Below are 13,996 nucleotides of genomic sequence, written 5' to 3'. Positions count from 1 at the left end.
CAATGCCCGAGTATCTGAGCCCGGGGGTCTACGTCGAGGAGATCGACGCGGGGCCGCGGCCGATCGCGGGGGTGAGCACCAGCACGGCGGGCATGGCCGGGGTCACCCTTCGCGGCCCGTACACAGGAAAGCCCAAGCTGGTGACCAACTTCCTGGAGTTCCAGCGCACGTTCGGCGGGTTCCTCCCGGAGCCGGACGCGGGAGTCCGCGACGCGTGGGCGGGCAACCCGTCCGAGGGCGGCCGGTGGTGGCTGTTCCCGCTCGCGGTCAAGGGGTTCTTCGACAACGGCGGGCAGCGCCTGTACGTCAAGCGGGTCGCGAGCAGGCACGCCACGGCGGCCTCGGGCACGCTGGTCCACGGCCTGGTGAGCCCGGTCGCCGGGGACGCCGCCCGCGGCGCGTCGAGCGTGGAGCTCGGCCACCTGATCGGCTTCACCGGCGTCGGCCAGCGGATCGAGTTCTTCCGCGGCGACGACGAGCGGTCGATCCACACCGCGCAGGTCGCCGCCTACGACGTGACCGCCCGGCGGATCGAGCTGGACGCGCCGCTGCCCGCGGAGGTCAGGGCCGCGCGCGGCGACTACGTACAGGTCGGCGCGCGGGGGACGGAGCGGACGCTGGAGTTCTCCGCGGTGAGCCCGGGGTCGTGGGGCGGCGCGGTGCAGGTGCGGGTACGGCCGGTGGTCGGCGCCGCGCTGCCGGTGCTGCCCGACCCGCAGGAGGGCGCGCTGTTCGTCACGCGGCTCGCCGAGGACGCCGACGCCGACGCCGAGACGGTCGAGGTCGCCGAGGTGACCGGGCTGGACCCCGACGAGCTGCCCGCCGACGTGTGGGTCCTGATCGGCGGCGCCCGGTACAAGGCGCAGGTCGGCCAGCCGGCGTCCGGCCGGGTCACGCTGACCTTCCCGGCCGGGACCTCGCACCCGGAATGGCGGGAGGGCGCGGCCGTGCGCCGGGTGCGCCGGGGCACCACCGCCGGCGGGGGCCGGACGCTGCGCGTCGGCGGCGCGGGCCGCCTGTACGAGGACGCGGTGGTCCAGCTCGACGACGGCAGGAACCTGACCGCGCTCACCGTGGACGCGGTGGCCGGGGACGTCGTCACCTTCGGCGCGGTCGTGCCGGGGACGCTGTTCGAGACCGACCGGCTCTACCTGGTGGAGGCCCGGGTGGACGCCCGGTTCACCGACCCGGCCGGGACGACCGTCGAGGAGTCGTTCCCGAACCTCCGGCTGACCGGCGACCGGTCGTCCGGCCTCGTGGCCACCTTGGAGGGACGGTCCCGGCTCGTCCGGGCGCGGACGCTCGGCGGGCTGTCCACCGACCCGGCCCGCTTCCCGGTCGCGGCGACCGGGGCGTGGCTGACCCTGGCCGACGGCTCGGACTCCTACGACACGCTGACCGTCGCGGACTTCGTCGGCGAGGACGGCGGCAGCGGCCTGCGCACCGGGATCGCCGCCCTCGAGGACATCGACGAGGTGGCGGTCTGCGCGGTGCCCGGCGTGTGGTCGGGGACGGTCCAGTCCGCGCTGATCACGCACTGCGAGCTGCTGAAGGACCGGTTCGCGATCCTCGACCCGCAGGACGGGCTGGACATCGAGGGCATCCAGGCGTTCCGCGAGCCGTTCGACACCAAGTACGCCGCCCTGTACTACCCCTGGCTCGTCACCCGGGACCCCTCGTCCGACCGGGACGTGGAGGTGCCGCCGTCGGGGCACCTGGCCGGGATCTACGCCCGCGTGGACGTGGAGCGGGGCGTGCACAAGGCGCCGGCCAACGTGGTGATCCGCGGCGTCCGCCTCACCGACGGCATCGCCCAGGACGTCACCAAGCGCCACCAGGACCTGCTGAACCCCAAGGGGATCAACGCGCTGCGGTTCTTCCCCGGGCTCGGCCACCGGGTGTGGGGGGCGCGCACGCTGTCCTCCGACGCCTCGTGGAAGTACGTCAACGTCCGCCGGCTGTTCCTGTTCCTGGAGGAGTCGATCGACGAGGGCACCCAGTGGGTGGTGTTCGAGCCCAACGACGAGGCGCTGTGGGCGCTGGTCCGCCAGACCGTGACGAACTTCCTGACCACGGTCTGGCGCAGCGGGGCGCTCGCGGGCACGACCGCGGAGGAGGCGTTCTTCGTCGCCTGCGACCGCTCGACGATGACCGAGGACGACCTGCGCAACGGCAGGCTCGTGTGCGTCATCGGCGTCGCGCCGGTCTTCCCGGCCGAATTCGTGATCTTCCGGATCCAGCAGAAGACCCGCGAGACCCAGCTCGCCTGAGTCCCGCCCCGGCAGACCTTCCAAGCAGAGAGGCGAACCGATGCCACCCGTGATCAGGGACGATCCCTACGCGGCATACAACTTCCAGGTCATCGTGACCAACGTCAGCGACGACGGGGTGGCGGTGAGCGGCTCGTTCACCGAGGCCAGCGGGCTGGAGCTGGAGATCCCGGCGATCGAGTACCGCAACGGCAGCGAGGACATCACCGTCCGCAAGATCCCCGGACTGAAGAAGTTCACCAACATCACGCTCAAGCGGGGCATCACCGGCCACGTCGGGTTCTTCACCTGGGTGGTGGAGGCGCTCAACGGCAAGGTGCGCCGCACGTCCGGCTCGATCATCCTGCTGGACGAGAACCGCCAGGAGGCGATGCGCTGGAACTTCGACCGGGGCTGGCCGACGAAGTACACCGGTCCGACGCTGAGCGCGACCAAGAACGAGATCGCCATGGAGACGCTCGTGCTGTGCGTCGAGAGCCTGCTGATCGACGCCTGACATGGCAGCGCTCCCTGGCGTCTCCCTGACGTTCGAGCCGCGCGGCTCCGCCGAGGAGCCGCTGCGCACGGACGTGGCCGCGTTCCTCGGCCGCCTGCGCCGCGGCCCGGCGGGCATCCCGGTGCGGGTCGAGAGCTGGAACGACGTCGTGGGCGCCTTCGGGCCGCCCGACGGCGGGTCGGCCACGCCGTACGCGCTGCGCGGGTTCTTCGAGAACGGCGGCAGGACGGCCTGGGTGCTGCGGGTCACCGGCCCGGCGGCGACCGCGGAGGCGGTGTGGGAGGCCGGGGGCGGCTTTCCCCACGCGCGCTACCGGGTGGTCGCGACCAGCCCGGGGGCGTGGGCGAACGGCTGCCGCGTCGCGATCCGGTTCCAGGCCAGCACGGTGGCCGGGCCGCCGACGGTGTCGGTGCGGGTGACCTCGCCCGGCGAGCCGCCCGAGACGTTCCCCGGTGTGCCGCCCGCCGAGGTGGCCGCCCGGCTGGCCGCGTCCCGGCTGGTCCGGCTGGTCCCCGACGCGCCGCCCCGTCCCCGGGAGCCGGGCGACCCCATCTCGCGGTCCTGGGACCTGACGCTGGCGGGCGGCGCCGACGCCGCGCCGGGCCGTGCCGAGTACCTGGGCGCGGTCCGCGCGCAGGCCGAGCTGCCGGAGCCGGCCCTGGTCGCGCTGCCGGACCTCGGCGCGGACCTGACCGGGACCGACCACGCCGACACGGTCATCGACCTGCTGGGCGCGGCGGCGGCGTCCCTGGACCGGCTGGCCGTCCTGGACGTCCCGCCCGCGGCGTCCTCGGCGGACGACGCGGTGGCGTGGGCGCGGACGCTGGAGGCGACCGGCGACGACGCCCTGCTGAGCGCGGCGGCGGTCTACCACCCGGCGCTGCGGGCGCCCGGCGCCCCGGGCGCGCTCCCGGCCTCCGGGCACGTGCTCGGCGTGATCGCCAGGCTCGACGGCGAGCGCGGCGCGCACCACACCCCGGCCAACGCGGTGCTGCTGGACGCGGTGGACCTGGCGGCCGAGTTCCCCGAGCCGCAGCAGGTCCGGCTGTTCGAGGCGGGCGTCAACCTCGTGCGGTGCACGCGCGGGCGCGGGCTGGTGGTGTGGGGCGGGCGCACGCTGTCGGCCGCGCCGCACGGCCGGTACGTGGCGCACCGGCGGCTCGTGCACCTGCTCGTGCGCGCGATCCGCCGGGTGGCGCTGCCGCTGGTGTTCGACGTCAACTCGCCCGAGCTGCGGCTCACGCTGGTGCGCGCCCTGACCTCGGTGCTGCTGTCGGCGTTCAGGTCCGGCGCGCTCGCGGGCGCGCGGCCCGAGCAGGCGTTCCGCGTGACCTGCGACGACACCGACAACCCGCCCGGCCAGGACCCGGGCCTCGTGGTCTGCGAGGTCGAGGTCGCCCCCGCCGTCCCGATGGAGTTCATCCGCCTGCGCCTGGTGCTCGGCCAGGACCGTGGCCTGGAGGTGATCGAGGCATGATGCCGGACCCGCTGCCCAAATACCGCTTCCTGGTCACGCTGGACCCCGGCGACGCCTACCTGCCGCCCGCGCAGGCGCTGCTGCTGCCGCTGGTCGCGGCGGGCGCGTTCCAGGAGGTCACCGGCCTCGGCGCGCAACTGGAGGTCACGAGCTACGCCGAGGGCGGGCGCAACGACTCGGTGCGCCAGCTCCCGCTGCGCCACTCGTGGAACCGGATCACGCTCAAGCGGGGCGTCGTGCGCGACCCCGTCCTGTGGTCCTGGTACCAGGCCGGGCTGGCCGACTCGCTCGGCGCGCGCCGCGACGGCGCGGTGATCGTGCTCGGCCCGGACGGCGTCCCGGCGGTGGCGTGGGGGTTCCACGGCGGGCTGGCCGCCAAGTGGAGCGGGCCCGACCTGCACGCCGAGCAGAACGCGGTCGCGCTGGAGTCGCTGGAGATCGCGCACGAAGGGCTCACCAAGGTCACGCAGGACGGCGAAGGGAGGTGACCGGGATGCCGAAGGTGACGATCCACAACCTGGAGGTCCGGTTCCAGGTGGAGGGGGACGAGGGCGCGGTGTTCACCCGCCTGTTCAACAAGCACATCCAGGCGTGGGCGCGGCTCTACGAGCAGGAGTGCGCCCGGGCCAGGCACACCGACGCGGAACGCCGGTACGGCGACGGCGAGGACCGCCCGTGAGCGTCACCCCCACGTCCTTCGCCCGCCAGGGCGACGCGCCGGCCCGGCTGGAGATCGTCCGGCCGGTGATCGCCGACGAGCGCAGCCGCCGGATCCCGCTGCGGTTCAACCCGACCGACTACAAGCTCAGCAAGAGCAACACGTTCGCCGAGATCACGATCCCGGGCCTCGAGACGCCGCCGCTGCAGTACGTGCGCGGCGGCACCGAGACGCTGACCGTGCAGGCGCTGGTGGACACCTCCGACACGCTGGAGAACGTCCGGGTGCGCTACGTCGACGCGTTGCGGAACCTGCTGCGTCCCGACAGCCGGGAGCACGCGCCGCCGATCGTCAGGTTCGTCTGGGACGAGGCGGTGTTCACCGGCGTCGTGGAGAAGCTGGACGTGAACTACCAGCTCTTCAAGCCGGACGGGGTGCCGCTGCGCGCCCTGCTGGACCTGACGCTGAAGGAGTTCCGCACGGCGGCGGCGCAGGCGGCCGAGACGCCGCGGTCCTCCCCCACCGTGGAGAAGAGCTACGTGGTGCGCCGCGGGGACACGCTCAGCGGCATCTCGGCGGCGGTGTACCGGCGGCCGGACGCCTGGCGGGAGCTGGCGCGGGCCAACGGCATCGACGATCCGCGCGACCTGCGGCCGGGACGGGTGCTCACCGTGCCCCGGCTGCCGTGAGGGGGACGCGATGAGCACGCCCGTGCCCGAGGTCGCCTCGCCGGACCGGTACGCGCCGGAGTTCGAGGTGCACATCGAGGGGTTGCAGCTCGACCCCACCACCAAGAACGACATCATCGATATCAAGGTCAACCGGGACATCGATGAGATGTCCGGCTTCGACCTCACGCTGAACAACTGGGACGACGTCAACCTGCGGTTCAAGCACAGCGACTCGCCGCGGTTCCGGCTCGGCGGCCGGGTCTCGGTCCGCCTCGGCTACGCCGACCGGCTGCTCACCGTCGCCACCGGGACGATCAGCACGCTCAGCCCCAAGTTCTCCGACTCCGCCTCGCCGACCGTGGCGGTGAGCGGCGTGGACGGGCTGCTGCGGCTCAAGGACCGCAAGCCCGCCGAGAACGAGACCAAGATCTACCGGAACAAGCCGGACTGGCAGATCGCCGAGCTGATCGCCCAGCGCAACCACCTGCGGATCGCCGTCACCGAGGAGGGCCCGACGCACGACGTGGTGGTGCAGAAGAACCAGGACGACGCGTCGTTCCTGATGGAGCGCGCGAAGCGGCTGGACTTCGACTGCTACATCCTGCCCGACCCGGCCACCGGCGAGGACACCCTCTACTTCATCAAGCCCACCGACGGGCGCGACGGCCGTCCGATCCGCGTCTACCGGCTGGCCTACGCGCCGGGGCTGAGCACCGGGCCCGGCGCCCAGCCCGCGGGACTGGTGCCCAACCTGATCGAGTTCACCCCGACCCTGACCGTGTCGCAGCAGGTCAGCAAGCTGACCGTGCGCGGCTGGGACCCCCGCACCAAGCAGCCGATCGCGTTCACCGCGACCGCGGAGAACCTGCCGGCCGGGCAGAACACCGCCGACGGGCAGAGCGGGCCGCAGGCGGCCGACAGCGCGCTGCAGGGCCGCCAGGAGGTGCTGGTCGACGCGCCGGTCACCAGCGACCAGGAGGCCCGCGAGCTGGCGATCAGCCTGCTGCGGGAGCGCGCCTACGAGTTCATCACCGCCACCGGCCGCGTCGCCGGGCTTCCCGAGTTGCGGCCGGGCGACAACCTGGAGATCTACGGCCTCGGCCGGCGGTTCTCCGGCTCGTACTTCGTCAAGCGGGTCGAGCACTCGCTGAGCACCAGCGGGTTCTTCACCCAGTTCACCGCCCGGCGCATCCACGAGGGAGACCGGCCATGACCAGGACCACGCCGCGCGCCCGCAGCACCGACAAGCGCTACTACGGCGTCGTCGAGGCCATCGTCGAGGAGAACGAGGGCGACGACGAGGGCCGGGTCAAGGTGCGCTTCCCGTGGTTCGACGGCAGCACGGTCACCGACTGGTGCCGGGTGAGCCAGCTCTACGCGGGCGGCGGCTACGGCGCGCTCTTCGTCCCCGAGAAGGGCGACGAGGTGCTGGTGGCGTTCGTGCACGGGGACATGCGCTTCCCCATCGTCCTCGGCGGGCTCTACAACGGCGTGGACAAGCCGCCGGCGGCGCGGAAGGACGGCAGGGACCAGAAGATCATCCGGACCAGGCACGGGCACGAGGTGCTGCTGGACGACACCGCGTCGAAGGCCGCCGTCCGGATCAGGTCGGCCGCCGGGCACGTCGTCGAGCTGGACGACCAGGGCAAGGCGATCAGGATCACGGCGGCAGAGGGCGGCGGCGTGACCGTGTCCGCCACGGGCGACATCACGCTCACCGCGGAGAAGGTCACCATCAAGTCCTCCTCCATCGACCTCGGCGGCGGCGCGACCGAGCCGCTCGTGCTCGGCGACACGCTGCTGGCCGCCTACAACACCCACACCCACGCGTCGTCCGGCGCGCCCCCCACACCGCAGCTCGGCCGCTCCGTGCTGGCCAAGAAGGCGAGGACCGCGTGAGCGAGGACTTCCTCGGCACCGGCTGGCGCTTCCCGATCATGCCCGACGAGGCGGGACGGCTGGAGTACGCCACCGGCGAGCAGAGCATCGAGCACTGCCTGCGCGCCCTGCTGCTCACCGCGACCGGCGAGCGCGTGATGCGCCCCGACTTCGGCACCCGCGCCCAGGAGTCGGTGTTCGCGCCCGGCGGCGTGCAGAGCCTGCGCGACCTGGAGAACTCGATCGTCGAGGCCGTGCGCGCCCACGAGCCCCGCGTGGAACTGGAGGAGGTCCGCGCCGAGACCGACCCGGCCGACGCCTCCCGCGTCACCGTCTCGGTGACCTACCGGATCCGCCGCGGCAACACCAAGGCCAACCTCGTCTTCCCGTACTACCTCGGCCTCACCGGGAGCGCGCCGTGACGATCCCCGCACCCGGCCGCGAACGCCCCGCGACGGTCCCGGCCCCGCAGCCGCACGATCCCCCCGGGAGCGCGCCGTGACGATTCCCGCGCCGAAGCTGGACGACCTGACCTGGGCCGACATGATGGCGGCCATTCGCCGTCGCGTCCCCGCCGAGTCCGACGGCGTCTGGACGCTGCACGCGCCCGCCGACCCCGGCGTCACGCTGCTGGAGCTGTTCGCCTACCTGCTGGAGCAGCGCCTCTACTGGCTCGACCAGGTGCCGGACGCGCTGACGGTCGCCGTGCTGCGCCTGCTCGGCGTCGACACGCCCCGGCCCGCCGTGGCGGCGGCCACGGTGCTCCGGCTGGCCGCCGAATGGCCCGGCGAGCCGGTCCCCGTCGTGCCCGCCGGGACGGCGCTGTCGCGGGACCCGGCGGGACGCGTGGTCTTCACCCTCGACGACGACGTGACCGTCCTGCCGCTCGACCCCGCGGGCGAGGTGACCGTCTGGACCGACCGCGACCGCACCGCGGACCTGCGGGCCCGCCGCGGGGTGCCGCTGGCGGCGCGCGGCGGCGGCCCCGCCGAGGCGCGGTTCACGCTGCCGCTCGCCGGCGCGCTGCCCGCGCCCGGCCCGATCTCGCTGCTGTTCGAGCTGGACGCGGCCGCCGCGTCCCCGCCCTCGTGGTCGCCGCGCGCGGTCGGCGACGTGCCGCCGCCCGCCGAGCTGGCGTGGTCCTGGTTCCGGCCGGGCTCCGACGACGCGCCGCGCCCCTGCGCCGAGGTGCGGGACGGCACGGCGGGCCTGCGGCGGTCCGGGATCGTCCACCTGCTGCCGCCCGCCGGCTGGACCACCGAGGACCGGGGGCTGCTGCTGTCCACCCGCGCGGCGACCGCGCCGCCCCGCCTGCTCCAGATGGCGGTCAACGTGTCGGCCGCCCGGGACCGCGAGCGGCGCACCGCGACCGGCGCCGAGCTCGGCGACCAGATCGGCGCGTGGCGGAAGCTGCCGGGACAGCGGCTCGTGCTGCCGGACGCCGCCGGTCGCCTGCTGGAGGCGTCCCTGTGGCTGGCCGGCGAGGAATGGCGGCCGGTGGCCGACCTCACCTTCGGCGCCCCCGCCGATCGCGTCTTCGTCATCGACCGGGAGGAGGGCGCGCTGGAGTTCGGCGACGGCCTCACCGGCCGCGTCCCCGTGCCGACCGGCGACGTGCGGGTCGAGTACGTGGTCGGGGGCGGGCGGGCCGGCAACGGCGGCCTGACCGGCAACTGGCTGCCCGTGCGGGACTCCGTCACGCGGCGGGGCGCGCTGGTGGCGGCCAACGTGGTGCGCGCCGAGGGCGGCGAGGAGGCCGAGACCGTGGCCGACGCGCGCGGCCGCGCCGCCGGGGCGCTCGGCGAGGTGACCCGCGCGGTCACCGCCGCCGACCACGTCACCCTGGCCAGGACCACGCCGGGGGTGGCGATCGCCCGCGCGCACGCCTCGCCCGGCGAGCACCCCGGCTTCCCCTGCGCCACGGTGCCGGGCGCGGTGACCGTGCGGATCGTGCCCGCGGCGCCGCGCGAGGACTTCGGCCGTCCGGACTTCGTCGCCGCGCCCGTGCCGGACCCGGCGGCGCTCCGCCTGGTCGCCGCCCGTCTGGAGGAGGCGCGGCTGCTCACCGCCGAGGTGTTCGTCCGCCCGCCCGCCTACCGCGAGGTGGCGCTGCGCGTCGACCTGTCCGGCGACCCGGCCGACCGGGCGCGGGTGTCGGCCGTCGTGACCGCCGCGCTGCGCCGCTACCTGGACCCGCTGGCAGGCGGGGACGAGGGGGACGGATGGCCGTTCGGGGAGGCGCTGCGCCCCTCGGCCCTGGTCCGCGCCGCCCAGCGTGCGCTCGGCGACCTCGCGGACGTGCTGGCCGTCGCGATCGGCACGGGCGGTGCAAGCGGCACGGGCGGCACGGGCGGTACGAGCGGCACCGGCGGTACGAGCGGCACGGGCGGTCTGAACGGTACGGGCGGCGCGGGCTGCATGGACGGCGCCGTCGACGTGGCCGGCGAGGACGGCGAGGTGGCGTGGGAGGACTGCCGCGACGTGCCGCTGCGGTCGTTCGAGCTGCCGACGCCGCGGGTGATCCGGATCCGGGTCGTGCCCGCGGCCGAGACGGGTGAGGGGCTGACATGACCGGGCAGGTGTGGTGGGAGCGTGCCGCGCAGGACCAGGCGGACGGGCGGATCGTGCCCGGCCCCGGTCCCTCGGGCGTGCAGCCCGAGCTGGTCGAGGCGACCCGGGAGGCGGTCAGGGCCGCCGTGCGCGCCCGGATCCCCGGGTACACGCCCGACTGGACGAACTCCGACCGCAGGGACGCCGGGGTCGCGCTGGTCCGGCTGTTCGGCACGCAGGCCGAGCCCGTGCTCGCCCGGGTGAACCGGCTGCCGGAGAAGGCGCTGGCCGAGCACCTGGCGACGGCGGGAGTGCGGCGCAGGCCCGCCGGGGCGGCGGTCGCGCTGCTGGAGTTCGCGGTGAACCCGCCCGACGGCGCGTCGGTGCTGGTCCCGGCCGGGTTCCAGGCCACCGTGTCCGGCACGCGCGGCCAGGTGATCTACGAGACCGACCAGGACCTGTACGCCACCCCGGCCACGCTCGCCGCGCTCGCGGTGCAGGAGGCCGGGTCGCTGCAGGCGATCGTCCTCGGTCCCGCCGGACCCGGGCGCCCGTTCGCGCCCTTCGGCCGGGACCCCGAGCCGGGCAACGGGCTGTGGATCGGCCTGGCGGGCACGGCGAGCCCGTACCCGGCGCTCACGCTGGGCTTCGTGGTGGTCGCCGCGCCGCCCGCGCCCGCCGCCTCCGGCGGGCCCGTCGCCGTGCCGTCGCCGCCACCGCCGCTGCTGCGCTGGGACGTGCTGGACGGCGGCAGGTTCGTGCCCGCGGCCGTCGTGCGCGACGACACCGGCGGGCTGCGCGCGAGCGGCACCGTGGAGCTGCGGGTCCCGCGCTCCTGGGAGCCGTCCCGTCCGCCCGGGTCCAGGACGGGCCCGCCGCTGCGGTGGCTGCGGCTGCGAATCGCGCACGGCGCGTTCGGCGGCGCGCCGACCGCGATCTCCGGGCTGCGGCTCAACATGGTCGCGGCCACGGCCGCCCGCACCGTCAGGGACGAGCCGCTGCAACCGGTCCAGGACCCCTCGGGCGCCGGGCGGCGGCGGATGACACTGAGCCAGGTGCCGATCCTCGCGGGCTCGGTGGTGATCGAGGTGGACGACGACGCGGGCGGCGACGTGTTCGGCACGACGGCGGCCCGCGCGACGCGCTGGGAGGAGGTGGAGAGCCTGGCCGCCTACGGCCCCGACGACCGGGTGTTCGTCGTGGACCACGCGACCGGCGAGGTCGCCTTCGGCGACGGCGTGCACGGCGCGGCCGTGCCGCCCGGGTTCCGCAACGTGCGGGCGGCGCGCTACCGCGTGGGCGGCGGCGCGGCCGGAGCCGTGCGGGCGGGCGCCGTCAACGGCGTGGTCACCGCGCTGCCGTTCGTGACCGGCGTCACCAACCCCTTCCCCGCCTCGGGCGGGACGGACGCCGAACCCGACGCCGAGGCGATCCGCCGCGGCGCCGGGGAGCTGCGCGCCCGGGGCCGCGCCGTGACGCCCGCCGACTACGGGCTGCTGGCCGCGCACGCGCCGGGCGCGTCGGTGGCCCGCGCGCACGGGGTGGCGGGCCTGCACCCGGACCACCCCGGCGTGCCGATCCCCGGCGTGGTGGGCGTCCTGGTGGTGCCGCCCGCGGGCGAGGACGGCGAGCCTCCGGTGCCGACGGCCGCGACGCTGCGCGCGGTCGCCGGCCATCTCACCCGCGAGGTGGCCCCGGCCGGCGTCACGGTGGTCGCCGGGCCGGTGCGGTACGCGCGGGTGGCCGTGGAGGCGTGGGTCGTGCTGGACCCGGGCCGTGACCGCGCGGGCGTGCTGGCCGCGGCGGGCGACGCGGTGACCGCGTACCTGGACCCGCTGCGCGGCGGGGAGTCCGGCGCGGGCTGGCCGTTCGGCGGCGCGCTGCGGCACACCCCGATGGTGCGGCGGCTGCTGTCGGTGGACGGGGTGCGCGCGGTGTCCCGGCTCACCTTCACCGTCGACGGCCTGCGGCTGCCGCCCTGCGCCGATCACGCGATCCCGCCGCACACGCTCGTGTGGCCCGAGCGCCCGCTGCTGATCCCCGTAGGAGACCGCCCGTGACGTGCGCTCCCCAGCCTCCGACCTTCCGCCTGCTCGACGCCTACGTCGGGTGGGAGGAGACCGGCCCGCCCGGCGACACCGGGCTCGCCGGGTTCGACGACCCGGCCGGCGTCCGCCTGGCCTACGCCGGGGCCTCCCCCGAGGGGCCCACCCGGCGCGCTCTGCTGCCGTGGTTCCCCGACCGCAGGCTCGCGCCCGGCTGCCGGCCCGGCGCCTGGTACCTGGCCGTGCCCGGCGGGCCCCGGCTGCTGCGCCGCGACGCGTGCGGCTGGACGCCGGTGTGGCGGGGCGACCGCGATCCCGGCCTGGCCCGCCACCCCGTGTCGGTCGCCGCGCGGGGACACAGGATCGCGCTGGTGGAGCGGGACCGGGTGCTGGTGTGGCGGCGCGAGGGCGAACAGCTCGCCGGGGTCGTCGCGATACGCGGCGCGCGGCGCGCCGCGCTCGCCCCGGGTGACGAGGTGCTGGTATCCCGCGAGGACGGCACGGCCCTGTGGCGGTTCGGCTCGGACGGGCGGCCCCGCGGCGTGCTGCGCACCGGGATCCCCGGCGAGATCGTCGGGCTGCTCGCCGGGCCGGGCCGGACGATCTGGGTGCTGGCCGACGACGGCTCCTTGCGGATCTTCCGCGGCGGGCCGCACCGCCCGTTCCGGCCCGCCACCCTGGAGGAGCTGGCCGCCGCCGTCCCCCCGAGCGGGCTGGTCTCGGCGGGCGAGGACGGCTTCTGCCTCAAAGAGAACGGCGCGGACGGCGCGACGACCCGGTGCTACACCTGGCGCGGCCGGCCGCGGCCCGCGGGGCCGCCGGAGCCGGAGGCGTACGTGACGGCCGGGGAGTACGTCACCGGCCTCATCGACAGCGGCCTGTCGCGGTGCCGCTGGCACCGCGTCCGCGTGGACGCCGACGTCCCCCCGGGGACGGCGGTCGGCGTCCGGATCGTGGTGTCGGAGGACCACCGGTACGCCGAGTCCGACTGGCAGACCGCGCCGCCCGGGACCACCGACTTCCTGGTGGACCAGCCGCCCGGCCGGTTCCTCACCCTGCGCCTACGGCTGTCCGGCGACGGCGCGACGACCCCGGTCGTGCGCAGGATCCGCCTGGACTTCCCGCGCGCCACCAGCGCGGACCTGCTGCCCCCCGCGTTCCGCCAGGACCCGGCGGCCGACGACTTCACCGAGCGCTTCCTGTCGCTGTTCGACGCCTCGCTGGAGGAGCTGGACCGGGTCATCGAACGCCACCCCGCGCTGCTGGACCCGGCGGGGGTGCCCGACCGGGCGCTGCCGTGGCTCGCGGGCCTGCTCGGCCTGTCGTTCGAGGCGGGGTGGGACGCGCGGACGCGGCGGGCGCTGCTGGCCGCGGCCCCGGAGCTCTACCGGCGCCGCGGCACGCCGTGGGCGCTGAAGGAGGCGGTGCGCGTCGTCTTCGGGGTCACCCCGGTGCTGGACGAGCTGGCGGGCGACCGCCGCTGGGCGCAGGTCCGGCGGCTCGCGTCGGGCTCGGGGCCGGGGCTCGGGGCGGTCCGGCTGTTCGGCCGGTCGTCCAGCCGGTTCCGGGTGGGCGGCTCCGCCCTGGGCGGCGCGCCGCTGCGCGCGTTCGGCGACCCGGACGGCGACCCGCTGGCCGCGCACGCGCACCGCTTCCGCGTCCTGCTGCCGGTCGGCTCGGCGGACGAGCGCGCGCTCGGGCGGCTGGTCGAACGGCAGGCCCCCGCGCACACCGCGGGGTCGGTGCGGCTCGGCGGCGCGGGGTTCGTGGTCGGAGCCCGGTCGACGGTCGGGGTGGACACCGCGTTCGTCCCGTTGCCCCCGCCCGTGCTGGGCGGCGCGCTGCGGCTGAACCGGGACGGAGTGCTGAGGCCGGGGCCGAAGGGAGCGCGCGCCGGGGTGAGCGCCGGGACGATCTCGGCCGTGGGCGTGCACACACAGTTGTCTTGAGA

Annotated in this window: 12 protein-coding genes; all 12 read left to right on the top strand. The window is 75.8% G+C overall.

Annotated features, from left to right (window positions below):
* The first annotated feature begins 2 nt into the window (after window positions 1-2).
* The 12 genes from BJ981_RS20630 (at window position 3) to BJ981_RS20575 (ending at window position 13,994) form a co-directional block, all read left to right on the top strand.
* Window positions 3-2,270 (top strand): phage tail sheath C-terminal domain-containing protein, encoded by a 2,268-nt coding sequence (locus BJ981_RS20630; RefSeq protein ID WP_184612933.1) that lies wholly within the window; start codon window positions 3-5, stop codon window positions 2,268-2,270.
* A 40-nt stretch (window positions 2,271-2,310) separates the two neighbouring features.
* A complete protein-coding gene (locus BJ981_RS20625) occupies window positions 2,311-2,766 on the top strand; it encodes a phage tail protein (protein ID WP_184612932.1) in 456 nt (151 codons plus the stop codon).
* 1 nt (window position 2,767) lies between these two features.
* Window positions 2,768-4,243: a phage tail sheath subtilisin-like domain-containing protein gene (locus tag BJ981_RS20620; RefSeq protein WP_184612931.1), complete on the top strand. Its 1,476-nt coding sequence runs from the start codon at window positions 2,768-2,770 to the stop codon at window positions 4,241-4,243.
* A complete protein-coding gene (locus tag BJ981_RS20615) occupies window positions 4,240-4,731 on the top strand; it encodes a phage tail protein (RefSeq protein WP_184612930.1) in 492 nt (163 codons plus the stop codon). Before BJ981_RS20620 ends, BJ981_RS20615 begins: the two co-directional genes overlap by 4 nt.
* 5 nt (window positions 4,732-4,736) lie before the next feature.
* Window positions 4,737-4,922: a putative phage tail protein gene (locus BJ981_RS20610; protein ID WP_184612929.1), complete on the top strand. Its 186-nt coding sequence runs from the start codon at window positions 4,737-4,739 to the stop codon at window positions 4,920-4,922.
* Entirely contained in the window at window positions 4,919-5,590 is a 672-nt protein-coding gene (locus tag BJ981_RS20605) for a CIS tube protein (protein WP_184612928.1), read from the top strand. The genes BJ981_RS20610 and BJ981_RS20605 overlap by 4 nt, the downstream gene beginning before the upstream one ends.
* Before the next feature lie 10 nt (window positions 5,591-5,600).
* Entirely contained in the window at window positions 5,601-6,785 is a 1,185-nt protein-coding gene (locus tag BJ981_RS20600) for a phage late control D family protein (RefSeq protein WP_184612927.1), read from the top strand.
* A complete protein-coding gene (locus BJ981_RS20595; protein ID WP_184612926.1) occupies window positions 6,782-7,471 on the top strand; it encodes a phage baseplate assembly protein V in 690 nt (229 codons plus the stop codon). The genes BJ981_RS20600 and BJ981_RS20595 overlap by 4 nt, the downstream gene beginning before the upstream one ends.
* Window positions 7,468-7,872: a gp25 family contractile injection system sheath assembly initiator gene (locus BJ981_RS20590; RefSeq protein WP_184612925.1), complete on the top strand. Its 405-nt coding sequence runs from the start codon at window positions 7,468-7,470 to the stop codon at window positions 7,870-7,872. Before BJ981_RS20595 ends, BJ981_RS20590 begins: the two co-directional genes overlap by 4 nt.
* A gap of 76 nt (window positions 7,873-7,948) precedes the next feature.
* Window positions 7,949-10,021 (top strand): baseplate J/gp47 family protein, encoded by a 2,073-nt coding sequence (locus BJ981_RS39245; RefSeq protein WP_184612924.1) that lies wholly within the window; start codon window positions 7,949-7,951, stop codon window positions 10,019-10,021.
* Window positions 10,018-12,060, top strand: coding sequence for a putative baseplate assembly protein (locus BJ981_RS20580; protein ID WP_184612923.1), 2,043 nt, complete (start codon window positions 10,018-10,020; stop codon window positions 12,058-12,060). Before BJ981_RS39245 ends, BJ981_RS20580 begins: the two co-directional genes overlap by 4 nt.
* The gene (locus BJ981_RS20575; protein ID WP_184612922.1) at window positions 12,057-13,994 is read left to right on the top strand and encodes a phage tail protein; all 1,938 of its coding nucleotides are present in this window, start codon (window positions 12,057-12,059) and stop codon (window positions 13,992-13,994) included. Before BJ981_RS20580 ends, BJ981_RS20575 begins: the two co-directional genes overlap by 4 nt.
* Window positions 13,995-13,996 lie beyond the last annotated feature (2 nt).

The sequence above is a fragment of the Sphaerisporangium krabiense genome (genome assembly GCF_014200435.1).
In the GTDB taxonomy this organism is placed as follows: Bacteria; Actinomycetota; Actinomycetes; order Streptosporangiales; family Streptosporangiaceae; genus Sphaerisporangium; species Sphaerisporangium krabiense.
This window is presented reverse-complemented; position numbering and strand designations above follow the sequence as displayed.

Coding starts and splice junctions, on each gene's coding strand:
- BJ981_RS20630 (WP_184612933.1), top strand. CDS start 3: ATGCCCGAGTATCTGAGCCCGGGGGTCTACGTCGAGGAGATCGACGCG.
- BJ981_RS20625 (WP_184612932.1), top strand. CDS start 2,311: ATGCCACCCGTGATCAGGGACGATCCCTACGCGGCATACAACTTCCAG.
- BJ981_RS20620 (WP_184612931.1), top strand. CDS start 2,768: ATGGCAGCGCTCCCTGGCGTCTCCCTGACGTTCGAGCCGCGCGGCTCC.
- BJ981_RS20615 (WP_184612930.1), top strand. CDS start 4,240: ATGATGCCGGACCCGCTGCCCAAATACCGCTTCCTGGTCACGCTGGAC.
- BJ981_RS20610 (WP_184612929.1), top strand. CDS start 4,737: ATGCCGAAGGTGACGATCCACAACCTGGAGGTCCGGTTCCAGGTGGAG.
- BJ981_RS20600 (WP_184612927.1), top strand. CDS start 5,601: ATGAGCACGCCCGTGCCCGAGGTCGCCTCGCCGGACCGGTACGCGCCG.
- BJ981_RS20595 (WP_184612926.1), top strand. CDS start 6,782: ATGACCAGGACCACGCCGCGCGCCCGCAGCACCGACAAGCGCTACTAC.
- BJ981_RS20580 (WP_184612923.1), top strand. CDS start 10,018: ATGACCGGGCAGGTGTGGTGGGAGCGTGCCGCGCAGGACCAGGCGGAC.